The 20,474-nt window shown below is 71.6% G+C and carries 25 protein-coding genes and 2 pseudogenes; 19 read left to right on the top strand and 8 right to left on the bottom strand.

Annotated elements, in window-relative coordinates:
* Nucleotides 1-165 precede the first annotated feature (165 nt).
* Complete coding sequence (locus AMK21_RS12435) at nt 166-765, bottom strand: TetR/AcrR family transcriptional regulator (protein ID WP_073877918.1); 600 nt, start codon at nt 763-765, stop codon at nt 166-168.
* A 127-nt stretch (nt 766-892) separates the two neighbouring features.
* On the opposite strand from AMK21_RS12435, the gene AMK21_RS12440 reads away from it, so the two are divergent.
* Nucleotides 893-3,205 (top strand): glycoside hydrolase family 3 N-terminal domain-containing protein, encoded by a 2,313-nt coding sequence (locus AMK21_RS12440; protein WP_073877175.1) that lies wholly within the window; start codon nt 893-895, stop codon nt 3,203-3,205.
* Here AMK21_RS12440 and AMK21_RS12445 read toward each other — a convergent pair.
* Nucleotides 3,189-4,130 carry a DMT family transporter gene (locus AMK21_RS12445; RefSeq protein ID WP_073877178.1) on the bottom strand — a complete coding sequence of 314 codons (942 nt, stop codon included), beginning with the start codon at nt 4,128-4,130 and terminating at the stop codon, nt 3,189-3,191. The genes AMK21_RS12440 and AMK21_RS12445 overlap by 17 nt on opposite strands.
* Nucleotides 4,131-4,149: 19 nt before the next feature.
* Here AMK21_RS12445 and AMK21_RS12450 point away from each other — a divergent pair, with 19 nt between their 5' ends.
* Nucleotides 4,150-4,692: a MarR family winged helix-turn-helix transcriptional regulator gene (locus AMK21_RS12450; protein ID WP_073877180.1), complete on the top strand. Its 543-nt coding sequence runs from the start codon at nt 4,150-4,152 to the stop codon at nt 4,690-4,692.
* A gap of 456 nt (nt 4,693-5,148) precedes the next feature.
* The gene (locus tag AMK21_RS12455; RefSeq protein ID WP_073877182.1) at nt 5,149-5,790 is read left to right on the top strand and encodes a TetR/AcrR family transcriptional regulator; all 642 of its coding nucleotides are present in this window, start codon (nt 5,149-5,151) and stop codon (nt 5,788-5,790) included.
* A 21-nt stretch (nt 5,791-5,811) separates the two neighbouring features.
* Here the strand turns inward: AMK21_RS12455 and AMK21_RS12460 are convergent.
* Together AMK21_RS12460 and AMK21_RS12465 are read right to left on the bottom strand one after the other, a co-directional pair.
* Nucleotides 5,812-6,045: pseudogene (locus AMK21_RS12460) on the bottom strand (HAD-IA family hydrolase); the annotation flags it as partial.
* A gap of 107 nt (nt 6,046-6,152) precedes the next feature.
* Nucleotides 6,153-6,863: a GDSL-type esterase/lipase family protein gene (locus tag AMK21_RS12465; RefSeq protein WP_234421913.1), complete on the bottom strand. Its 711-nt coding sequence runs from the start codon at nt 6,861-6,863 to the stop codon at nt 6,153-6,155.
* Between the two features lie 112 nt (nt 6,864-6,975).
* Here AMK21_RS12465 and AMK21_RS12470 point away from each other — a divergent pair, with 112 nt between their 5' ends.
* Nucleotides 6,976-7,995 carry a hypothetical protein gene (locus AMK21_RS12470; RefSeq protein ID WP_073877922.1) on the top strand — a complete coding sequence of 340 codons (1,020 nt, stop codon included), beginning with the start codon at nt 6,976-6,978 and terminating at the stop codon, nt 7,993-7,995.
* A 22-nt stretch (nt 7,996-8,017) separates the two neighbouring features.
* On the opposite strand, the gene AMK21_RS12475 is transcribed toward AMK21_RS12470, so the two are convergent.
* Nucleotides 8,018-8,419 carry a PPOX class F420-dependent oxidoreductase gene (locus AMK21_RS12475; protein ID WP_073877184.1) on the bottom strand — a complete coding sequence of 134 codons (402 nt, stop codon included), beginning with the start codon at nt 8,417-8,419 and terminating at the stop codon, nt 8,018-8,020.
* Between the two features lie 49 nt (nt 8,420-8,468).
* On the bottom strand, nt 8,469-9,317 hold the full coding sequence (locus tag AMK21_RS12480; RefSeq protein WP_073877186.1) for a TetR/AcrR family transcriptional regulator: 849 nt from the start codon (nt 9,315-9,317) through the stop codon (nt 8,469-8,471).
* A gap of 112 nt (nt 9,318-9,429) precedes the next feature.
* Here AMK21_RS12480 and AMK21_RS12485 point away from each other — a divergent pair, with 112 nt between their 5' ends.
* The 15 genes from AMK21_RS12485 to AMK21_RS12555 all read left to right on the top strand — a co-directional run bounded on the left by AMK21_RS12485 (nt 9,430) and on the right by AMK21_RS12555 (nt 19,284).
* On the top strand, nt 9,430-10,491 hold the full coding sequence (locus AMK21_RS12485) for an ATP-binding cassette domain-containing protein (protein WP_073877188.1): 1,062 nt from the start codon (nt 9,430-9,432) through the stop codon (nt 10,489-10,491).
* Nucleotides 10,488-11,405 carry an ABC transporter permease gene (locus tag AMK21_RS12490; RefSeq protein ID WP_234421915.1) on the top strand — a complete coding sequence of 306 codons (918 nt, stop codon included), beginning with the start codon at nt 10,488-10,490 and terminating at the stop codon, nt 11,403-11,405. Before AMK21_RS12485 ends, AMK21_RS12490 begins: the two co-directional genes overlap by 4 nt.
* Before the next feature lie 67 nt (nt 11,406-11,472).
* Nucleotides 11,473-12,114 (top strand): class I SAM-dependent methyltransferase, encoded by a 642-nt coding sequence (locus AMK21_RS12495; RefSeq protein WP_073877191.1) that lies wholly within the window; start codon nt 11,473-11,475, stop codon nt 12,112-12,114.
* 122 nt (nt 12,115-12,236) lie between these two features.
* On the top strand, nt 12,237-12,560 hold the full coding sequence (locus AMK21_RS12500) for a gas vesicle protein (protein WP_073877926.1): 324 nt from the start codon (nt 12,237-12,239) through the stop codon (nt 12,558-12,560).
* Between the two features lie 33 nt (nt 12,561-12,593).
* Nucleotides 12,594-13,073: a gas vesicle protein GvpJ gene (gene gvpJ / locus AMK21_RS12505; RefSeq protein ID WP_073877193.1), complete on the top strand. Its 480-nt coding sequence runs from the start codon at nt 12,594-12,596 to the stop codon at nt 13,071-13,073.
* A gap of 1 nt (nt 13,074) precedes the next feature.
* Nucleotides 13,075-13,854, top strand: a complete 780-nt coding sequence (locus AMK21_RS12510; RefSeq protein ID WP_073877195.1) for a GvpL/GvpF family gas vesicle protein — start codon at nt 13,075-13,077, stop codon at nt 13,852-13,854.
* A 2-nt stretch (nt 13,855-13,856) separates the two neighbouring features.
* Nucleotides 13,857-14,123, top strand: a complete 267-nt coding sequence (locus AMK21_RS12515) for a gas vesicle protein GvpG (RefSeq protein WP_030567135.1) — start codon at nt 13,857-13,859, stop codon at nt 14,121-14,123.
* Entirely contained in the window at nt 14,116-15,222 is a 1,107-nt protein-coding gene (locus AMK21_RS12520) for a histone protein (protein WP_073877198.1), read from the top strand. The genes AMK21_RS12515 and AMK21_RS12520 overlap by 8 nt, the downstream gene beginning before the upstream one ends.
* 6 nt (nt 15,223-15,228) lie before the next feature.
* Nucleotides 15,229-16,416: an SRPBCC family protein gene (locus tag AMK21_RS12525; protein WP_073877200.1), complete on the top strand. Its 1,188-nt coding sequence runs from the start codon at nt 15,229-15,231 to the stop codon at nt 16,414-16,416.
* Nucleotides 16,413-16,811: a gas vesicle protein gene (locus tag AMK21_RS12530; protein WP_073877202.1), complete on the top strand. Its 399-nt coding sequence runs from the start codon at nt 16,413-16,415 to the stop codon at nt 16,809-16,811. Before AMK21_RS12525 ends, AMK21_RS12530 begins: the two co-directional genes overlap by 4 nt.
* Nucleotides 16,808-17,635 (top strand): GvpL/GvpF family gas vesicle protein, encoded by an 828-nt coding sequence (locus AMK21_RS12535; protein WP_073877205.1) that lies wholly within the window; start codon nt 16,808-16,810, stop codon nt 17,633-17,635. The genes AMK21_RS12530 and AMK21_RS12535 overlap by 4 nt, the downstream gene beginning before the upstream one ends.
* Before the next feature lie 3 nt (nt 17,636-17,638).
* Nucleotides 17,639-17,878, top strand: a complete 240-nt coding sequence (locus tag AMK21_RS12540) for a gas vesicle protein (protein WP_199863184.1) — start codon at nt 17,639-17,641, stop codon at nt 17,876-17,878.
* Between the two features lie 59 nt (nt 17,879-17,937).
* Nucleotides 17,938-18,195, top strand: a complete 258-nt coding sequence (locus AMK21_RS12545) for a gas vesicle protein K (protein ID WP_026241249.1) — start codon at nt 17,938-17,940, stop codon at nt 18,193-18,195.
* A 105-nt stretch (nt 18,196-18,300) separates the two neighbouring features.
* Entirely contained in the window at nt 18,301-18,774 is a 474-nt protein-coding gene (locus AMK21_RS12550; RefSeq protein WP_073877208.1) for an Asp23/Gls24 family envelope stress response protein, read from the top strand.
* 96 nt (nt 18,775-18,870) lie between these two features.
* Nucleotides 18,871-19,284: a DUF4259 domain-containing protein gene (locus tag AMK21_RS12555; protein ID WP_073877210.1), complete on the top strand. Its 414-nt coding sequence runs from the start codon at nt 18,871-18,873 to the stop codon at nt 19,282-19,284.
* A 32-nt stretch (nt 19,285-19,316) separates the two neighbouring features.
* Here AMK21_RS12555 and AMK21_RS12560 read toward each other — a convergent pair.
* Together AMK21_RS12560 and AMK21_RS12565 are read right to left on the bottom strand one after the other, a co-directional pair.
* Nucleotides 19,317-19,749 (bottom strand): annotated as a pseudogene (locus AMK21_RS12560) (DinB family protein).
* A complete protein-coding gene (locus AMK21_RS12565) occupies nt 19,709-20,320 on the bottom strand; it encodes a Uma2 family endonuclease (protein ID WP_073877212.1) in 612 nt (203 codons plus the stop codon). The pseudogene AMK21_RS12560 and the gene AMK21_RS12565 overlap by 41 nt, the downstream one beginning before the upstream one ends.
* Nucleotides 20,321-20,474: the final 154 nt, after the last annotated feature.

The following is a 20,474-nucleotide window of genomic DNA, read 5'->3' on the forward strand; positions in this document are numbered from 1 at the left end:
CCCCCCCGGTTGACCGCGTTGCGCTGAGCGCCACCATGAGTGCGGGCGGGGGCGCGCGGGTCGCCGGGTGGCCAGGTATCGGCCCCGGTGTCAGGTAACAGCAGAGGTGTGTGTGCGGGGTGGCCGGCCCGGACCCCCTGGTGGGGACCCCCTCGTGGGGACCTCTCAGAACTCCACGGTCAACTGGGCCTGGATGTGAGCGCGCAGGACGCCTGCCATGTCCGTCGTGCAGTCGCTGATCAGCCACTGGATCTGGAGGCCGTCCATTAGGGCGATCAACTGCTGTGCAGCGGACGCCGGTTCGACGCCGTCGCGCAGCTCGCCCGCCTCCCGGACCTGGTGATAGGCGCGTTCGGTGTTGGCGACCGACGTACGGTAGCGGGCCTCGAAGTACGCGTGTGCCGGGTGGTCGGGGGCGGTGGCCTCCGCCGCCACCACCGAGAACAGCTCGACGATCCCGCGCCGCTTGGCGTTCAGCTCGGCGAGGTCCACCAGCCGGCGCAGATGGTCGACGCCCCGGGTGACGCCCAGGGCGAGCCACTCGTCGTCCACGTCGTCGCGGCGCTGGAGCACCGCGAGGAGCAGCGCCTCCTTCGTCGGGAAGTGGTGCAGGAGGCCCGGGTGGGAGATGCCGCATCGGGTGGCGATGACGCGCAGCGAGGCACCCCGGTAGCCGGCCTCGCCGAACAGGGTCATCGCCTGGTCGAGGATCTCGATCCGCTTGGCCCGGCCCTTGGCGTAGCCGCGCTGAGGTCCCGGGGTCACGCGCATTCACCCGCTGTCATCGAACGCCTCTCTCGTTCCGCCCCGGATTCTCACAGGGATGAATACTTACCGAGCGGTCGGTATTGAGCGTACGGTACTGCGGAGTGCCGTCGTGAAAGGAACTCCTGTGGGCCTCCTGCCGCCGTACCTCGACCCCGCGCTCCCCGTCGCGGACCGGGTCTCCGATCTCCTGGGCCGCATGACGTTGCCCGAGAAGGTCGGCCAGATGCTCCAGCTCAACGCCAAGGAGGGCGTGCGGCACCTCGTGGAGGAGCTGCACGCGGGGTCGATCCTGCACGCCTCGCCCGAGCGGGTGCTGGAGGCGGCCGCCCTCACCGAGAAGACCCGGCTGCGCATCCCGCTGCTCGTGGCGGAGGACTGCATCCACGGCCACTCCTTCTGGGAGGGGGCGACGATCTACCCGACGCAGCTCGGCATGGCGGCCACCTGGGACACGGACCTGGTGGAGCGGATCGCGCGGGCGACGGCGGTGGAGGTCGCGGCGACCGGGGTGCACTGGACGTTCTCGCCGGTCCTCTGCATCACCCGCGACCTGCGGTGGGGCCGGGTGAGCGAGACCTTCGGAGAAGACCCCTATCTCATCGGGGAGTTGGGCTCCGCGATGGTGCGCGGCTATCAGGGCGAGGGGCTGACCGACCCGACCGCGATCCTGGCCTGCGCCAAGCACTTCGCCGGGTACTCCGAGACCCAGGGCGGCCGAGACGCCAGCGAGGCGGACATCTCCCGGCGCAAGCTGCGCTCGTGGTTCCTGCCGCCGTTCGAGCGGGTCGCCAAGGAGGGCTGCCGGACGTTCATGCTCGGCTACCAGTCCATGGACGGCGTGCCGATCACCGTGAACGACTGGCTGCTGGGCGAGGTGCTGCGCGGCGAGTGGGGTTACACCGGCACGCTGGTCACCGACTGGGACAACGTCGGCCGCATGGTGTGGGAGCAGAGGATCTACGCCGACTACGCGCAGGCGTCGGCGGCGGCGGTCCGCGCGGGCAACGACATGGTGATGACGACGTGGAAGTTCTTCGACGGCGCCCAGGAGGCGGTGGCGGAGGGCGCGCTCACCGAGGCGGAGATCGACGCCGCCGTACGCCGCGTCCTGACGCTCAAGTTCGAACTCGGCCTCTTTGAGAACCCCCGCCACCCCGACGCCGCCCGGCAGGCCGAGTTCATCGGTAGTACCGCGCACGCGGAGCTCAACCTGGAGGCCGCCCGGCGCTCGCTGGTGCTGCTGACCAACGACGGCACGCTGCCGCTGGCGGGCGGCCTGGAGGCGGTGGACCCGGGCGCCCTCACCGCGCACGGCGGCGGACGGGCCCGAGCCACGGCCTCCGGCCCCCGTACGGTTGCCGTCGTCGGCCCCAACGCCGATGACGCGCAGACCCAGTTGGGTGACTGGGCTGGATCCTCCGGGCAGGCGGACTGGCTCCCCGACGGGCAGCCGCGCGCCATGATCCGTACCGTCCTCGACGGCTTCCGGGACCGGGTGCCCGCCGACTGGACCGTGACGTACGCGCCCGGCGCCCGCATCCTGGACGTCGGGCCAGACCCGGAGGGGGAGTTCTTCCTCGACGGGCAGCCGCGCCCCGAGGTCGTCGTCCCGGCCTCGCCCGACCCCGCGCTGATCGGCGAGGCCGTCGCCGCCGCCGAGGCCGCCGACCACGTGGTCGCCGTCGTCGGTGACCGGATCGAGCTGATCGGCGAGGGCAAGTCGACCGCCACCCTCGAACTCGTGGGTGACCAGGTCGCGTTGCTCGACGCGCTGGCGGCGACGGGCAAGCCGCTGGTCGTCGTGGTCATCAGCTCCAAGCCGCTGGTGCTGCCGCCGTCCGCGCTCGGTGCGGCGGCGATCGTGTACGCGGCCAACCCGGGCATGCTCGGCGGTACGGCGGTGGCGGAGCTGCTCCTCGGCCTGATCGAACCGACCGGCCGGCTCCCGCTCTCCTTCGCCCGGCACGCGGGGCAGCAGCCGACGTACTACAACCAGGTCCGCGGCCAGCACGGCACGCGCTACGCGGACCTCACGCAGAGCCCGGCGTTCGCGTTCGGGGAGGGCCTGAGCTACACGACCGTCGAGTACACGGACCTGGAGCTGCTGACGGCGGTCGTCGAGCCGACCGAGACGGTACGTGCCCGGGTGACGCTCACCAACTCCGGTGCCCGGCCCGCGCTGGAGACCCTCCAGGTGTACGTGAGCGACGCGGTGACGTCCGTGACCTGGGCGGAGAAGGAGCTGAAGGCGTACGAGCAGGTCGCGCTGGCCCCGGGGGAGTCGCGGCAGGTCGCTGTCGAACTCCCGGTGGCCGCTTGCACGTTGGTGGACACGCGAGGGCGGCGCGTGGTGGAGCCGGGCCGCTTCGAGCTGCTGGTGGGTCCGTCGTCGCGGGACGAGGTGCTGCTGAGGGCGGAGTTCACGGTGAAGGGGTGATGCGGGAGGGGTGCTCGGTCGGGGTGGCGGGCTCGAGGGTCTCGGCGGGTTCGGGGGCCTCGGGCGGTGGTGCGGGTGTCCGTGCGGCGCGCTGGCCGAGCACGACCCCGCACAGGGTGAGTACGAGGCCGAGGACCTGCCGACCCGAGAGGCTCTCGCCGGCGAGCAGGAGCCCCAGCAGTACGCCCGTCACGGGGTTGAGCAGCCCCAGCAGGCCGACCGTCCCCGCCGGCAGGTGCTTCAGCCCAAGGAACCAGGCGGCGAAGGCGATGCCCGTGGCCACCACCGCGAGGTAGCCGAACCCGAGGAGCGCGGGGCCGTCCAGCGCGGGCGGCGCGCCCTCCACGAAGGCCGCGCACGGCGCGAGCAGCAGCCCACCGCCGAGCAACTGCCAGCTGGTGGCGGCGAGTACGTCCACCCCGCCGCTCCACCGCTTGGCCAGGACATACCCGTACGAGGACATAGCCATGGCCCCGACGGAGGCGAGCACGCCGATCGCGTCCACCGAACCGGCGGCCGTGAACACCATCAGGCAGACGCCGCCGACGCCGGTCATGGCCCCCGCGAGGTGTTTCCAGCCGGGCCGCTCACCGACCAGCGGCCAGGCGAGCATCATCATGAACAGGGGCGCGAGGGCCATGATGATCGATGCCAGGCTGGTGGGGAGGCGCTGCGCCGCCACGTAGACGAGTGCGAAGAAGCCGCTCATGTTCAGGGCGCCGAGTACCAGGGACTTCCACCACCAGCTCCCGTGCGGCAGCTTCCGGCAGACGGCCATGAGGAGCAGCCCGGCGGGCACGGCCCGGAAGGCGGCGCCGTACAGCGGATGGCTCTCGGGCAGATACTCCCGCGTGACGAAGTAGGTCGTGCCCCAGGCCACGGGGGCCACCGCCGTGACCAGCGACCATTTCAGGTTACCTTCCATGGAAGCTATTATGCCTTCCATGGAAGGTAATTTTCGGGACGTCGCCCCGGAAGGCGCGGGTCTCGACCATGTGGCCCGCATCCAGGCCGAATGGGCGCGGCAGCGCCCGGACGTGGACGTGTCCCCGCAAGCCGTCATCGGCCGGCTGCACCGCCTGGGCCACCTCCTGACCGCCCGCCTCGACGTCGTCTACCGGACCCACGGCCTGTCCGAGGGCGAGTTCGACGTCCTGGCCGCGCTGCGCCGGGCCGGGGAGCCGTTCGAGCGGGCGCCGGGCGAGCTGGCCGCGCACACGATGGTCACCACGGGGGCCATGACCAAGCGGATCGACCGCCTCCAGCGCGCCGGCCTGGTGACCCGGCGCCGCTCGGCGGGGGACGGCCGGGGCCGTGTGGTGGCGCTGACCCCGGCGGGCCGGTCCCTGATCGACCGGGCGTTCACCGAGCACATGCGCAACGAGCGGAACCTGCTGGACGCGCTGGACCCGCGGGAGGCGGAGGCGCTGGAGCGGCTGTTGACCGCGTGGCTGGCGCGGGTGGAGCCGCCGGACGGCGAGGCCTGACCGGGAGGCGCCTGCGCGCGGGGCGGTCTACGGCGCGCCGGCCCCGCCTCCCGCTCGGCGGGTGCGGGGACGCCAACCCCCGCCCCGTACGTCAGGGGCGAGCCGACCCCGTGTGAACCCGTGACCTGACCTTGCGGGCGGGCGACGGCGTCCAGAGCGTCGACGAACACCGGGAGGCGCTTTCGTACGCGGACGAGCAGGGCTGAGAGCGGGCGCCCCGAGGCCCGGTCGCCGACGTACACCGATCGCCGTACCGATCCCCGTACCGATCCCCGTACCGATCCCCGTTTCGATCCGGCTCCGGGACGCGCCGAGAAGAAGCGTTTCCGCGTGCGGGCATTCGCCCGTACGGGTGTGGCGTGGCGCCCCGGCGGCGCTCCGGGCGCGCACAATGGGGCGGCGGTTCGTGCAGAGGTGCCGAGGCCCTCTCCCGCACCTTGCGCTGAAGGAGGACCGGTGGCTGATGGCTGGGCGGTTCAGCGGACGGGGCCCGGTGACCAGGCCCGTACCCAGGCGAGGGAACGACTGCTGGACGCCGCACGCGAGCTGTACGGCGTCGTCGGCTACCGGGAGACCTCGGAGGCGGACCTGTGCGAGGCGGCCGGGGTCACGCCCGAGGTGCTCCGGCAGGAGTACGGGACACGGGAAGGGCTCCTCATCGCCCTGCACAACCGGGTCACCACCGTCGGCCTGCGGGCCATGGAGGCCGCCCTGCTCTCCGAGGGGATCGACGAGTGTCCGATCGCGGAGAGGGTCCGGCGCCTCTTCGACGCGTACGTGGAGTCCGTCACCCGGGATCCGCGCGAGGCACGGGTGACCTTCGTCGAGGTGCTGGGCGTGAGCGCGGTGGTGGACGAGCACTGCAAACTCTGGCGCGCGCTGTGGACGGAGTTCCTCACCGGGGAGGCCGAGCGGGCGGTGGAGCGGGGCGAGGCGGAGGACCGGGACCACCGGGTCGACGTCATGGTGATGGTCGGCACGGTCCACGAACTGATGGCCCACCACACCCGCCGCTGCCGCCGCGCCCGCCCGGAGGAGGTCTCCGGCGAACTGACCCAACTGGCGCTGACGATGCTGGGGTCGCAGCCGGTGGGGTGAGGGTGCGGAGGTGCGAGGCGGTCACCGGCCGGCGATGAGGCCGGGCAGGGCGCGCGTGTCGTCGAAGGTGACGGTGCCGGGGCCTTCGAGGTGGTGCGGGGGAGTCATTCCCCCGGCGTAGGCGAAAGCGCGCATCCCGGCGGCCCGGGCGGCCTGGAGACCGTACTGGCCGTCCTCGACCACGGCTCAAGCCTCCGGCGCGACGCCCATGTGCCTTGGCGCGTGGAGGAACAGATCAGGTGCCGGCTTGCCGTGCCGTCTCCACGGTGACCTGGCCGCGGAGCAGCGCGTCGGCGGACGGGCCGGTGAGGGTGGCCCGGAGATCTGTGGGGAGAGTTCCGTCGCTCGGGTCGGGTCGCCGCTCAGGCCAATTGAGGTTGCGGTGTCGTCTGCTGCCGGGCGTACGGGCCGCCCAGCCCCCACGCCTGGTGCATCGCGTCGGCGAAGGCGGCGGCGAGGAGGTGTTCGCCGGTCGGGCCGGGATGGGTGCCGTCGTACGTGTCCGTGTGGATGTCGTAGCCCGGCGGGCGCGAGGCCAGCAGGAGCGGGGAGGCCGGGGTGTCCAGGTCCGCCACGGCCTTGGCGAGGAGTTCGTTGAAGTGGGCACAGGAGGCGGCGAAGGGGGCGTCCGACTCGGCCCGGACGTTGGGTATCACCGGGAGCAGCACCATCCGGATGTGCGGGTTGGCCGTGCGGGCCGCCGTGATGAACGTGCGGGCGTTGGCGGCCGTCTGCTCGGCGTCCGTGTAGAACCCGAGGTCTATCAGGCCCAGCGAGACCAGCAGCACGTCCGCCTCCGCCGCGCGCACCGCGTCCGCGATCGCCGGCGCCATGTGCAGCCACCCCTCGCCCCAGCCCGCCAGGTGCCTGCGGGCGTCGGGCGGGAAGGACGGGTCGGCGTACGCGTTGGAGAGCGGGGCGTTCGCCTCGGGGTCGTACAGCGTCGTGCGCGGCCCGACGATCTCGTACGGAGTCGGGCAGACCGCCTCAAGGTGTTGCCACAGGCGGTAGCGCCAGGTGAAGTCGCCGGTGGCGCCGATGGTCATGGAGTCGCCGACCGGGAGAAAACGCATGGCGTCATCATGGCCGATCACGGCTGTGGCCTGCGACGTGACGACGGACACGGTGGGATGGGCGGGGGCGGGCCCCGGAGTGGACGGGGTCGGGACCGTGGACACTTGGGCCATGCGTCCGTATCCGAGCCGCCCGGCACGTCTCGCCACTCCCGCCGCAGCCCTCCTGCTGCTCCTGGGGGCCGCCTGCCCCGCCGTCGCCGCCGACGGGGAACCCGACCGTGACTTCACGATCGAGGACTCCCGTATCACCGAGTCCAGCGGCCTCGCCGCCAGCCGTCTGCATCCCGGCGTCTACTGGACGCACAACGACAGCGACGACGGCCCCCACGTCTTCGCCGTCGACTCCCGTACCGGGAAGACCGTCGCGACCATCACGATGCGGGGTGTGGGGGAGCCGCGTGATGTGGAGGGTGTTTCGATCGGGCCCGACGGTGACATCTACGTCGGTGACATCGGGGACAACCTGGACGGGTCCTGGTCCCATGTCTGGATCTATCGCTTTCCCGAGCCCAAGGCCCTCCGGGACGCCACCGTCCCCGCGACCCAGTACGACGTGAAGTACGCCGACGGGGCCCGCAACGCCGAGGCGCTGATGGTCCACCCCCAGACCGGCCGCGTCTACATCGCTTCCAAGAACGAGGACGGCGGCGGGCTCTACGAAGGGCCCGCGAAGCTCACCTCCGGAGGCACCAACACCTTCCGGCGCGTCGGCGAGGTGCCGTGGGTGACGGACGGGGCCTTCTCGCCCGACGGGGGCTCGCTGGTGCTGCGCTCGTACTTCAGCGCCCGCGTGTACGACTTCGAGGACGGCCGCCTCGGGGAGAGCCGGTCGGTCGCCGCGCCGTTCCAGCGGCAGGCGGAGTCGGTGACGTACACGGCGGACGGATCGGCCCTGATGTTCGGCTCCGAGGGGGCGCGTAGTGGGGTCGTGTGCGTGGAGGTCGAGGGGGGCCAGAGGAAGGGAGGCCAGGAGGGGAAGGGGAAGCCCTCGGGGAGCGGCAGTCCCTCCCAGGGGGCGGGCGACGGTCAGGACGGCGACGGCAAGGGCAGTGTGGGGCTCGGTGCGGTGATCATCGTCGGGGTGGGGGCTCTGTGGTTCGCGCTCCGGCGGAGGCGGGGGCAGGGGTGAGGCCTGAGGCCTCGGCCTCCGCTCAGTCGCCGTTCGTCACCGGCCACACCTCGTAGTGAAGGGTCCTGTCCCGCTTCAGCCGATGCACCAGCGGGACGAGCACGCCCTGCACGATCGGGTACTTCCGCGACAGCATCCGTGCCGCGTGCGTGTTCTCCTTCGTGCCCGGCCGCAGCAGTCGTGCGTGGGCGCTGATCTGCGGACCCGTGGGTCTGCCCCGGATCGTGCACGGGGCGAGCTCCACCTTCGGGTGGTTACGCATCCGCTCGACCTTCCAGGCCGACGAGAACGTCCGGATGAAGGCGTGATCGCCCTCGACGGCGATGTTGACCGGCGTGCCCACGGACGTGCCGTCCTGCCGGTGGGTGCTCAGCAGGACGGCGTACTGCTTCACGAAAGGGGCTAGCTCCCGGCTCGCGTCCATGTACCCATTGGGGCACGGGCCGGGCGCGTTGTCATGTCCGGTCCTTCGCTCAGCCTGCCGACCGGTCCGCTGCCGCCCTGGCCGCCGTCCGCTCCGCGACCAGGACCTCGAAACCGGCGATCAGTCGTTCCAGCCCGAACGCGAAGTGGTCGAAGTCGGCGCTGAAGGTGTCCTCCGACATCCCCGCCATCATCGGGTACGCGCCGCTGAGCATGGCCCGCTCCAGGTAGGGGCGCTGGCTGTCCCAGAACTCCTCGTCGCTCAGCCCGGTCTGCGCCACCGCCTCGGCCGCGTCCCCCTGGGTGCGGGCGAGGCCCTCCACGAAGCTGTTGACCGTGATGATCACGCCGATCAGCTCGGGGTCGCGCAGCCCCATGGAGCGCAGGGCGGCGAGTGAGCGCTCCAGACCGCGCAGGGCGCTGGGGCCGAGCACCGTACGGGCCTGGTTGATCTTCAGCAGCCAGGGGTGGCGGCGCAGGTTGTCCAGGTAGGTCCGAGCCATGCCGTTGATCGCCATCCGCCAGTCGTCGGGGACGCCGCCGGCGCCCTCGCGCTCGTCGGAACCCTGACGTTCGTCGGACAGGGGCTCGCCCAGCACCCGGTCGAGCATCAGGTCCAGGAGTTCGGCCTTGCCGGGGACGTACCGGTAGAGCGACATCGTGCCCGTGCCGAGCTCCGTGGAGAGCCGGCGCATGGAGACGGCGGGCAGCCCTTCCGCGTCCGCGACGGCGATGGCGGCCGTGACGATCCGGTCCAGCGTGAGGCCCGGTTTGGGGCCGCGGCTGGGGCGGTCCCCGGTGCCCCACAGGAGCTCCAGGCTGCGCGCGATGTCGCCGCTCCCGGTGGTGGTGCCGTCCGTCGCCGCCGCTGTCGATCCTGTTGATCCGTCTTTCGCCATGGGGTCAGCGTAATGCGCCGAAGGCAATCTGGGTACGCCGTACTCGGTTTGGGGTACGGTGTACTCAATTCGGTTCGGGGTTGGTCGGAGAAGTAGGGGGTTTGTTATGTCTATGCCTGAAACCAGGCGAAGGTGCGGGTCTGTGTCCGGGGTCGTGTCCGGCTACGCGGTGCTCGCCGAAGGGGTTGTCAAGCGGTACCGGGTGCAGGGGAGGGGCGGGGCGGAGAAGCGGGCGCTCGACGGGTTCGACCTCGCCGTCCGCCCCGGCACCGTCCACGGCCTGCTCGGCCCCAACGGTGCCGGAAAGACCACCGCCGTACGGGTCCTCACGACCCTCCTGCGGTACGACGGCGGCCGGGCCGAGGTGGCCGGGCTCGACGTGGGGCGCGAGCCCCGCCGCGTACGGAGCAGGATCGGGCTCGCTGGTCAGTACGCGGCCGTCGATGAGGGCCTCACCGGGCGGCAGAACCTGGAGATGTTCGGACGCCTCTTCCACCTGGGCAACCGCGGGGCGCGGCAGCGCGCCGGGGAGCTGCTGGAACGTTTCGACCTGGTGGAAGCCGCCGACAGGAGCGCCAAGGAGTACAGCGGCGGCATGCGGCGACGGCTCGACCTCGCCTCCTCGATGATCCTCTCGCCCGACGTGCTCTTCCTGGACGAGCCCACGACCGGGCTCGACCCGCGAGGCCGGGGCGAGGTCTGGGACGCGATCCGGGCCCTGGTGGCGGGCGGCACGACCGTGCTGCTCACCACGCAGCACCTGGACGAGGCCGACCAGCTCGCCTCACACATCACCGTCATCGACCGGGGGCGGGCCATCGCCGACGACACCCCCGACGCGTTGAAGAACCGCGTCGGCGGCGACCGGATCGAGGTCGTCGCCGCGGACCCGGGCGACCTGGCCGCGGTGGCGCAGGCCGTCGGCCGGGTGGCCGGGGGCGGGCTCGTCCTCACCGACGACACCACCCGCCGGGTGCACGCCCAGGTCGCCGACCGGGTGGCCGCGCTGACCGAGGTGGCCCGGAGCCTCCAGGACGACAAGATCGCGGTGGAGGACATCGGGCTGCGCAGGCCGAGCCTGGACGACGTGTTCCTGCGCCTGACCGGGCACGACACGGCCGACACCTCCCAGGGCGTCGGCGTTCCCGGCGCGCGAGAGGTGGCGGCGGCATGACGACGCTCGATGGGGATCCCGGGGGGAGCGGTCCGGCGAGCAGCCCGGAGAGCATCCCGCGGAGCAGGCCGGGGAGCAGCCCTCGGGCGAACAACCCGGCGGTGATCGACGGCGGTCGCGAACACGGCCTCGCCCACTGGGCGGTCTCCGACTGCTGGAACATTACCCGCCGCACCCTCACCCACTACCAGCGCCGGCCCTCGGCCATCGTCTGGCAGCTCGGCTTCCCGATCCTGTCCGTCCTGTTGTACGGGTACATCTTCGGCAGCGCCATGGAGGTGCCGGGCGGCGGTGACTACCGGGAATTCCTGATGCCCGGCATGTTCGCGATGACCATGGCCATGGGCTTCATGAACACCGCCGTGGCCGTCGTCACCGACGTCGGCAAGGGGGTCGTCGACCGCTTCCGGTCCATGCCGATGGCCCCCTCCGCCTTCGCCTCCGGACGCGGGGTGGCCGACCTGGCGGTGGCGGCCGCCGAGCTGACCATCCTGGCCCTCACCGCCCTGCTGATCGGCTGGCGCGCGGGCGGCGGGGTGATGGCCGCCCTCGAGGCGTTCGGGCTGCTCCTGCTGTTGCGGTTCAGCCTGATCTGGGTGGGCGTCTGGCTGGGCCTGCTGGTCCCCACCCCGGAAGCGGCGGGCGGGCTGTACGCGGTCGCCTTCCCCCTCACGATGATCTCCAGCACCTTCGTCGCCCCGTCCCTGATGCCGGGCTGGCTGGGCACGATCGCCGCCTGGAACCCGATCTCCTCGACCGCGACCGCCACCCGCGAACTGTTCGGCAACCCGGTGGCCGGCGGCGGTACCTGGGTGGAGGAGCACGCCCTGCTGATGGCCGTGGTGTGGCCGGTGGTGATCACGCTGGTCTTCCTGCCGCTGGCGGTGCGCCGGTTCCGGCTGCTGAGCCGGTGAGGAGGGCGGGGAGTCGGGCAGGGAGGCGGGCGCGGAGTCGGGCAGGGAGGCCCTAAGGTTCCTCCTCATGACCGAACGCGAACCCGCCTTCCTCCGCACCACCCGCACCTCTTACGACACCCTGGCCGCCGACTACGCCGCCTTCTCCCGCGAGGAGTTGGCGGCGAAGCCGGTGGAGCGGTCCGTGCTCTCCGCCTTCGCCGAGCTGGCCGCCGCGGACGGGCACGGGCTCCCCGTCGCCGATGTGGGGTGCGGGACCGGCCGGGTCACGGGGCACCTGCACGGACTCGGCCTGGGACTCGACGTGTTCGGGATCGACCTCGCCCCGGGCATGCTGGCCGTGGCGCGGGAGGAACACCCCGGGCTGCGCTTCGCGGAGGGGTCCATGCTCGCCTGGTACTCGACCATCCACGTCCCGGACGAGGAACTCCCGCGCGCCTTCGCCGAGTTCCACCGCGTGCTGGCTCCTGGCGCCCCCGTACAGCTCGGGTTCCAGGCCGGGGACGAGCCGCTGCGGATGACGGAGGCCTGGGGCCACGACGTCTCGCTCGTCTTCCACCGGCGGCAGCCGGAGCGGATGGCCGCGCTGCTGCGGGCGGCGGGCCTGGAGGTGCGGGCCGTGCTGTGGAAGGAGCGGGAGACGGAGGGGCCGTTCCCGGAGCGGGCGTCGCAGGGGTTCGTGCTGGCGCGGCGGCCGGCGGAGGCCTGACGCCGCACACCCCCGCCTCCGGCGGAGGCCCGACCCGTCACACGCCCCGCCTCCGGCGGGGGGTGTCGCACCACTGGCTCTCCCGAGATGCGGAGCGCCCCAGAGTGACCAGACTGGTCACCATGGCAGACCATCGTTCAGCGCGCGCCGAACGCTCCTCCACGGGGACCCGGAAGAAGCCCCCGGCCAGGAAGGGGCCCGAGCATGCCGCCCGCGCCGCCTGTCGGAGCCTGGAAGCGCTGATCAGCCACCCGGCCGAGGGCGTCTCCGCGATCCGGCGCTCCGACGACGACGGCTGGTGCGTCGTCGTGGACGTCCTCGAAGTGCCCCGCATCCCGGACACGACCAGCCTCCTGGCCTCGTACGAGGTGCAGCTCGACGGGGCCTGCGAACTCCTGGAGTACACCCGGGTCCGACGCTACCGGCGCGGTGCCGCAGACGAGTGACCCGCCTTCGTCCGACAGCTGAAAGGACCTCCCATGACGACCACGACCTACGTCGACGGTGCCGCTCCGTGCCCGCCCCGCGCCGGCACGCTCTACGACGTGCTGGAGCTGATTCTCGACCGGGGCATGGTGATCGACATATTCGTACGGGTCTCCCTGGTCGGTATCGAGATCCTGAAGATCGACGCACGCATAGTCGTGGCCAGTGTGGACACCTACCTCCGCTTCGCGGAAGCGTGCAACCGCCTCGATCTCGAACGTGACCCCAGCAGTTCCACCGTCCCCGAGCTGTTCGGCGGCTCCGCCGCCCGCTCCATCGGCAAGCGGAAGGTGCGCAAGGCCGCGGAGTCGGTCGGCGACACCGTACGCAAGGCGGTCGGGGCGGGTGGGTCCGACGATGACGACGAGTACGACGAGGACGAGGCGGAGGCGGAGGAGAGGCCCGCGCGTCCGAAGAAGCGGCGGGCCCCCGTCAGCAGCAGCACGAGTCGCCGACGCCGAGCGGAGGCCTGACGTGCGCGCCGAAGGGCCGGGACGCGCCGGAGCGCCGGGACTGTACGTGTACGCGGTCGTGCGGGCCGGGACTCCGCTGCCCCGGAAGTCCGGGGGGGTGGGCAGCCCGCCCGCCCCGCTGCGGTCCGTCGGCGCGGGCCCGGTGGCCGCGGTGGTCAGCGCCGCCCCAGCCCAGCTGCGCGCCCGGCGCCGCGACCTGCTGGCCCACCAGGATCTCCTGGCGCAGCTTGCGGGGAGCGGGCCCGTCCTGCCGATGCGCTTCGGCATGGTCGCGCCGGACGAGGACGCTCTGCGTGCCCAGCTGGCCGCGGCGGAGGCGGGCCACCTCGCCGCCCTGGACCGGGTCGCCGGGCACATCGAGATGAACGTCAAGGCGCTGCCCGCCCATGACTCCCTCGCCGCGCTGGTGGCCGGGGACGCGACCGTACGGCGGCTGCGCGAGGCGACCCGCAGGCGCCCCGGCTACGAGGCCAATGTGCGCCTGGGCGAAGCCGTCGCCTCCGCCCTGGCGCGCCGGGCGGGCGAGGCGGGTAGGCGTGCGTTGCGGGACCTGGCACCGATGGCCCGCGCGACGACCGGGGGGCCCGAGGTTCCCGGCTGCGCGCTCAACGTGTCCTTTCTCGTGGCACAGGCCGACAGCGACCGGTTCCGCGCGACCGCCGAGCGTTTCGCCGCGGCCCACCGCGACCGCGTCGACCTCCGCATCGCCGGCCCGCTGCCCTGCTACAGCTTCGTCGGCACCGGCGACCGGAGCGCACCCGCACCCGTCGGTGGAGGCTGACGATGGGGCTGATCTCCGGACTGCTGCTGCTTCCCCTCGCGCCCGCCCGGGGCGTGGTGTGGGTCGCGGAGCGGTTGCAGGACGCCGCCGAACGCGAGCTCTACGACCCGGGAGTCATCCGAGCGCAGCTCGCGGCCCTCAACCACGAACTCGACGAGGGGCACATCGGGCTGGAGGAATTCGAAGCGGAAGAGGAGAGGCTGCTCGACCGGCTGTATGCCGCGCAGACCGGCCGGACACCGACTACAGAAGGTGACAGGCATGGATGACCAGGCGAAGGTGGCCCTTGCAGCCGCCGTGGTGGGCGGATACGTGCTGGGCCGGACGAAGAAGGGCCGGCTGGCCCTGAGCGTCGCGACCTATCTGGCCGGGCGCCGGTTCGGACTCGAACCCCGCCAGCTGGCGGCCGAGGGAATGCGCAGGCTCGGCGAGGTACCGCAAGTGGCCGAGTTGCAGGAGCAGTTGCGGGGCGAGGTCCTCGAAGCGGGCCGCCAGGCGGTGACAGCCGCCGCCAACCGCTCCATGGCCAACCTGGCGGACGCCATCGGCGACCGGACGGCCCGGCTCACCACGGCGCCGGTCGATGAGGCGGAGGACGACGAGGAAGAGGGCGAGGGGTCCGAGGAGGAGCCGGAAGGCGCTTACGAGGACGAGGAAGAGGGCGAGGACGAGGGCGAGGAAGAGGGCGAGGACGAGGAAGAGGAAGAGGACGAAGGCGAGGAAGAGGAAGAGGACGAAGGCGAGGAAGAGGAAGAGGAGGAGGAAGAGGAGGAGGACGAGGAGGAGGACGAGGAGGAGGAAGAGGAGGAGGACGAGGAGGAGGACGAGCCCGAGGAGGAGCTCGAAGAGGAGCCGGAGGAGGACGAGGAGCCCGAGGAGCCCGAAGAAGAAGAGGAAGAAGAGGAAGAAGAGGCGGCCCCGCCGCCGTCCAGGGCGAAGAAGTCACCCGCCAGGAAGGCGGCCCCGGCCAAGAAGTCGGCTGAGAAGAAGGCCGCTCCGGCTAGGCGGCCCGCGGCGAAAAAGTCCGCCCCCGCCAAGAAGGCGCCGGCCAAGAAGGCGCCGACCAAGAAGGCGCCGACCAAGAAGGCGCCGGCCAAGAAGGCGCCGGCGAAGAAGACCGCAGCCAAGAAGTCCGCTCCCGCGAAGAAGACGGCAGCGAAGAAGACCGCCCCGGCCAAGAAGACCGCCCCGGCCAAGAAGTCGGCAGCCAAGAAGTCGGCGTCCGGCACGTCGGCGGCCAAGAAGTCCGCAACGAAGAAGTCCGCAACGAAGAAGCCCGCCAACAAGCCCGCCGCCAAGAAGTCTGCCGCGAAGAAGACAGCGACATCGAAGCGGTCGGCATCCAAGCGCGCCGATCGCCGGAGGTAGTCAGTCATGGCAACGACGGACAAGGACGAATCCGAGGCTCCGGCGGAGTCAGGCGTCGGCCGCATCAAAGAGGAACTGTCGAAGTTCGCCAGTGCCCAGGTCCAGCAGCTCGCCGAGAAGGCGGGCGACAAACTCAAGGACCTGACCGGCCAGTTGAGCGACAGTGCCGAGAACGGCGGCTCGCTCCCCGCCATCGCCTCGCGCGTGCTCCAGGGCGAATCCCCGGCCAAGGCCTTCATGTCGGAGAAGGCCAAGGGTGCCAAGGACGCGGTGATGGACAAGGCGAAAGGCCTCTTCGGCGGTGGTGGTGATGGCGACGGAGGCGGCGGCGGTGGGAAGGGCAACCGCAAGTCCGGCGGCGGAAAGTTCATGAACATCATCGAAGTGATGGACGTCGGCGTACCGCTGCGCACCGCGTACGACGCGTGGACGCAGTACGACGAGTTCAGCGGCTTCATGAAGGGCGTCCAGAGCGTCTCCAAGGGCGAGGACGAGGAGAGCGACTGGAAGGTAAAGGTCGGCCCCTCCTCCCGCAGCTTCAAGGCCACGGTGCAGGAACAGGTCCCGGACGACCGGATCGTCTGGACGTCCGAGGGCGCCAAGGGCAGCACGCGGGGCGCCATCAGCTTCCACGAGCTGGCCCCGAACCTGACGCGGATCGTGCTGGTCGTGGAGTACTACCCGTCCGGGTTCTTCGAGAAGACGGGCAACCTCTGGCGCGCCCAGGGCCGCCGCGTACGGCTGGACTTCAAGCACTTCAACCGGTACGTCACCCTCACCGAGGAGGAGCCCGAGGGGTGGCGCGGCGAGATCCGCGACGGCGAGGTCGTGGTCACCCACGAGGAGGCCGTCGAGCGCGAGGAGGCGGAGGAGGCCGAGGACGAAGAAGGCGGGGACGAGGAGTACGGCGAAGAGGCCGAAGACGAGGAGCCCGAAGAGGGAGAAGAGGAAGAGGAAGAGGACTACGAGGAGGACGAGGACGGCGAGGACGAGGAGGACGGCGAGGACGAGGACGAGGACGAGGAACCGGAGGCCGTAGACGAAGAGGACGACGAAGAAGAGGAAGAGGCCGAAGAGGAAGAGGAGCCTGAGGCCGAAGAGGAAGAGGACGAAGAGGCCGAAGAAGAAGAGCCGGAGGAGCCGCCCGCTCCGAAGCGCGCGAGCCGCAGGCGCCGGTCGGAGGCCGCGCGGTGACCGACCTCGACTTCCGCCAGGGCGTACAGCCGGACAACGGCCCCCAGAGCACCACCAACCTCGCCGACATCCTCGAACGCGTCCTGGACAAGGGCATCGTCATCGCCGGGGACATCAAGATCGACCTCCTCGACATCGAGCTCCTCACCATCCGGCTCCGCCTCTTCGTGGCATCCGTCGACACCGCGAAGAAGGCGGGCATCGACTGGTGGGAGACCGATCCGGCCCTCAGTTCCAAGGCGTCGCGTAGTGCCCTGGAGGACGAGAACCGCCAACTGCGGGAGCGCCTCCAGGCCCTCGAACCGGTCACGGACGAGACCGACGCCCCGTACCGGAACACCGGCAGGGATGACAGGGGCGACAGGGACGACAGCAAGGAGACCGGGCAGAGATGACGCACCCCGCACCCCGGGACCAGGCTCCGGACACCGGTGTCACCTACGTGTTCGCCGTCTGCCGGGGCACCCGTGCCGTGAACTCGGCGGACGTCACCGGCCTGGCCGGTATGCCCGGCGGCGCGGCGGTCCGGCTGCTGCCCTCCGGGCCGCTGACCGCCGTGGTCCAGACCGTCCCGGCTGCCGACTTCACGGACGAGGTCTGGCAGTCGCGGCTCTCGGACCGGCAGGAGATCGAGCGGTACGCGCGGGCCCACCACGAGGTCGTGTCCGCCGCGGCCGTCCACGGGCCCGCCGTACCTCTGCCCCTTGCCACGCTCTACCACGACGACGACCGGGCCCGCCGGGCCCTCGACGACGAGGCGCACCGCTTTCACGGCGTGCTGAAGCGCATCGCGCACCACGCCGAGTGGGGCGTGAAGGTGTACGAGCCCGAGCACCCGGCCGCCCAGGAGGAGAGGGAGCCCGCCCCCGTGGGAAGCGGCAGGCGCGAGGCCCACGCCCCCGGTGCGGGGCTCGCCTACCTGAACCGCAGACGCGGGGCCCAGGAGCGCCGGGAGCGGCGCCGGGAACGGGCCCTGTCCGTCGCGGAATCGGTGGACGCCGAACTCCGTGAGCTGGCGGCCGCGTCGCGCCGTCTCCGTACGCACGGAGCCGTACCGGGGGGCGACGGCCGGGTGCACGTGCTCAACGCGACGTACCTCGTTGCCGAACAGCGCGCGGACGAACTGGCTTCACTGGTACGGGCTCTGGGCGAGCGGACCGGAACGCGGATCGAGCTGACCGGGCCCTGGGTGCCCTACTCCTTCGTCGGAGAGGTGTAGCCGGTGGACGCGGACGCGGAGCACGCGGTGGTGCCCTGGGACAGCCCGGAGCCCCTGAGCGGGCCCATCGGGGTGCCGCTGGTGGACCTGCTGGACCGTGTTCTGGCGACCGGGGTCGTCGTCAGCGGGGACCTGGTGATCGCCATCGCCGACGTACCTCTCGTACGGGTGTCGCTGCACGCCCTGCTGTCGTCGGTCAGCGAGCGGGTTCCGGCGCCCTGGGCCGACGGGGGGCCGCTGTGACGGTCTCGGGTGCGGGTGCGGGTGCGGGTGCGGGTGCGCGCTCGGGGTCGCGGGTCGATCTGGACTCCGAGCAGATGGGGCGGGACCTGGTGGCCCTGGTTCTGACCGTGGTGGAGCTGCTGCGGCAGTTGATGGAGCGCCAGGCGATCCGCCGGGTCGAACAGGGTGACCTCAGCGATGAGCAGGTCGAGGAGATCGGGACCACGCTCATGCTGCTCGACCAGCGGATGAAGGAGCTCTGCGACCAGCACGGGGTGCGCCCGGAGGACCTCAACCTGGACCTCGGCCCGCTCGGGACACTGCTGCCCCGCGACTGAGGTCGGGTGCCCGAATGGCGGATGGTCGCGGGCGGGCGGAGAGTGGATGAGGGGGCCCGTGCGGGTGGGAGAGCACCCGTGGCAACCACTCTCTGTGAGGCGGACATGGTCGACATAGAACCTCGGAGCGGAAACCCGGCGACGAGCGGCGGGAGCGAAGGTGGCGGCGTGCGAGGCCGGACCACCATCGCCGACGGCGTCGTGGCCACCATCGCGGGCATCGCGATCCGTGAGACTGACGGCGTCCATTCCGTGGGCAAGGGCGCGTCGAAGGCGCTGGGCGCTGTGACGGGCCGGGTCTCCGGAGCGTCGAGCAGCGGACGGACCGTGAAGGTCGAGGTGGGCGAGAAACAGACGGCGATCGATGTCGACGTCGAGGTGGAGTACGGCGTTCCGATCCATGAGCTGGCCGACCGGATCCGCTCCCATGTCACCGACGCCGTGGAGACGATGACCGGACTGGAGGTCGTCGAGATCAACATCAACGTCTTCGACGTGCACATCCCGGACGACGACGATGAGGACGAGGACGGCGCGGACGGCGGCGGTTCCCGAGGCGGGGGCTCCCGGGTGAGGTGAGCCCGGCCCTGGGCCCGGGCCCGGCCGATTGTCAGTGGTGGCTGTGAGGATGGGGACATCGACGCAGAACACTGCGGAGCACTGGAGGGGGACCCCATGGGCGCCTGGGACATCGGCCACTTCGACAACGACACCGCGGCGGACTTCGGCGGGAGCGTGGACGACGCCGATCCGGAGAAGAAGGCGGACGTGCTCCGGGCCGTCCTGGCCGCCGCCGCCGGCACCGGGCCGCAGGACTATCTCGACAGCGGCGAGGAGGCGGTGGCGGCAGCCGCACTGGTTGCCGCCCAGTGCCCCGGCGGTGAGCCCGTCACCACCGCGTACGGCCCGAAGGACCCCCTGCCCCCGCTCCCGGCCGACCTGCGCCCGCTCGCGGTCCGCGCCCTGGACCGCCTCACCGGCGCGAACGCGGAGCCGCTGGACCTGTGGGCCGATGCCGGGGCGGAGGAGGAATGGCTGGCGGGGATAGCCGCCCTGCGCGCGGTGCTGGCGGCGGCACCGGTGGAGTGAGGTCGGGCCGGGGGAGTGAGGACGGGGCTCGGTCACTCCGTGCCCGGGTAGCGGCCCACCGCGCCGTCGACCAGTTCGCGCACGATGTCCATGTGGCCGGCGTGCCGGACCGTGTCCTCCGGCATGTGGATGAGCACCCACCGCATCGACACGACCCGCCCGTCCCACGCGGTGCCCGTCGTCTCCAGGTCCGTCTCCCGGATCGAGGTCTACGGCCGCGCGGGCGCGGCCGTAGAAGGTGAGGACGTCGGCGGTGGTCTCGTCGGGCCCGGCCGCCATGTCCTCGGTCGCCGGGTCGAACCAGAACGGCTCGGTCTCCCGGCCGAACGGCGAGCAGAACCAGCCGTGTTCGACGGCGCCGAGATGCTTGACCAGGCCGAGCAGACTCGTCCCGGTCGGGGTCATCGGACGGCGCAGCTGCTCGTCAGCGCTTCGGGCGGCCCGCTCGCAGCAGCTCGGCGACATCGAGGGTGACCTCGGCGCCGATGGAGGCGGGCAGCGGGGCCTCCTGGCCGGGAGCGTAGACCTCGTGGCGGTCGTAGCCGCCGGGCAGCGGCTCGGTCAGGACGTGGACCCGGCCGTGCTTGCGGTCGACGATCACGTAGACCGGAATCTTGGCCTGGGCGTAGGCGATGACCTTGTTGCGGAGGTCGTTCTGGTAGTTCCCGGAGGTGACCTCCAGGACCAGGCGGAAGCAGGCGGGGTCGTAGCTGTTGTTCGCGATCAGACGCTCGTTGTAGTCGGAGTCGACGATCGTCAGGTCCGGGATCACGTAGTCCTCGGGGCCGCTGGGAAGCCAGAGGCCGATGCCTTGGAGGACTCTCGACGCCTCGCCGTGCAGACCGGCGGAGAGGAAGGGGAGCATGAGCGTGGTCAGGGCGTCCACGTGCGGGCCGTCCGGGGGTGGTGCCACGGTGATGACGCCTCCGATGATCTCGACGCGATGCCCCGGAAGCTGCTCCATGAGACGGTTGGCCGTTTCCAGCAGCGTTTCCGGCTCATCGTCACAGGGGTGCTCGACTGCTGCTGCAGGCATTGCGGGCCTCCCGAATCGGGCTGGTGTCGAGAGCATCATCGTAGAGCGGGACGGCCGAGAACCTCGCTTCTGGCATATGCCACCCGGTCGAGTGCAGAGACGGCCCGGCACCCTACGCGGGTACCGGGCCGTCTCCGTACAGCAGAGAGCCGAA

The organism is Streptomyces sp. CB00316, assembly GCF_001905595.1.
Lineage (GTDB): Bacteria > Actinomycetota > Actinomycetes > Streptomycetales > Streptomycetaceae > Streptomyces.

Coding starts and splice junctions, on each gene's coding strand:
- AMK21_RS12495 (WP_073877191.1), top strand. CDS start 11,473: ATGACCGAACGCGAACCCGCCTTCCTCCGCACCACCCGCACCTCTTAC.
- AMK21_RS12490 (WP_234421915.1), top strand. CDS start 10,488: ATGACGACGCTCGATGGGGATCCCGGGGGGAGCGGTCCGGCGAGCAGC.
- gvpJ (WP_073877193.1), top strand. CDS start 12,594: ATGACGACCACGACCTACGTCGACGGTGCCGCTCCGTGCCCGCCCCGC.
- AMK21_RS12500 (WP_073877926.1), top strand. CDS start 12,237: ATGGCAGACCATCGTTCAGCGCGCGCCGAACGCTCCTCCACGGGGACC.
- AMK21_RS12565 (WP_073877212.1), bottom strand. CDS start 20,320: ATGCCTGCAGCAGCAGTCGAGCACCCCTGTGACGATGAGCCGGAAACG.
- AMK21_RS12470 (WP_073877922.1), top strand. CDS start 6,976: ATGCGTCCGTATCCGAGCCGCCCGGCACGTCTCGCCACTCCCGCCGCA.
- AMK21_RS12475 (WP_073877184.1), bottom strand. CDS start 8,419: ATGGACGCGAGCCGGGAGCTAGCCCCTTTCGTGAAGCAGTACGCCGTC.
- AMK21_RS12445 (WP_073877178.1), bottom strand. CDS start 4,130: ATGGAAGGTAACCTGAAATGGTCGCTGGTCACGGCGGTGGCCCCCGTG.
- AMK21_RS12525 (WP_073877200.1), top strand. CDS start 15,229: ATGGCAACGACGGACAAGGACGAATCCGAGGCTCCGGCGGAGTCAGGC.
- AMK21_RS12550 (WP_073877208.1), top strand. CDS start 18,301: ATGGTCGACATAGAACCTCGGAGCGGAAACCCGGCGACGAGCGGCGGG.
- AMK21_RS12535 (WP_073877205.1), top strand. CDS start 16,808: ATGACGCACCCCGCACCCCGGGACCAGGCTCCGGACACCGGTGTCACC.
- AMK21_RS12520 (WP_073877198.1), top strand. CDS start 14,116: ATGGATGACCAGGCGAAGGTGGCCCTTGCAGCCGCCGTGGTGGGCGGA.
- AMK21_RS12465 (WP_234421913.1), bottom strand. CDS start 6,863: ATGCGTTTTCTCCCGGTCGGCGACTCCATGACCATCGGCGCCACCGGC.
- AMK21_RS12450 (WP_073877180.1), top strand. CDS start 4,150: ATGGAAGGTAATTTTCGGGACGTCGCCCCGGAAGGCGCGGGTCTCGAC.
- AMK21_RS12515 (WP_030567135.1), top strand. CDS start 13,857: ATGGGGCTGATCTCCGGACTGCTGCTGCTTCCCCTCGCGCCCGCCCGG.
- AMK21_RS12480 (WP_073877186.1), bottom strand. CDS start 9,317: ATGGCGAAAGACGGATCAACAGGATCGACAGCGGCGGCGACGGACGGC.
- AMK21_RS12485 (WP_073877188.1), top strand. CDS start 9,430: ATGCCTGAAACCAGGCGAAGGTGCGGGTCTGTGTCCGGGGTCGTGTCC.
- AMK21_RS12555 (WP_073877210.1), top strand. CDS start 18,871: ATGGGCGCCTGGGACATCGGCCACTTCGACAACGACACCGCGGCGGAC.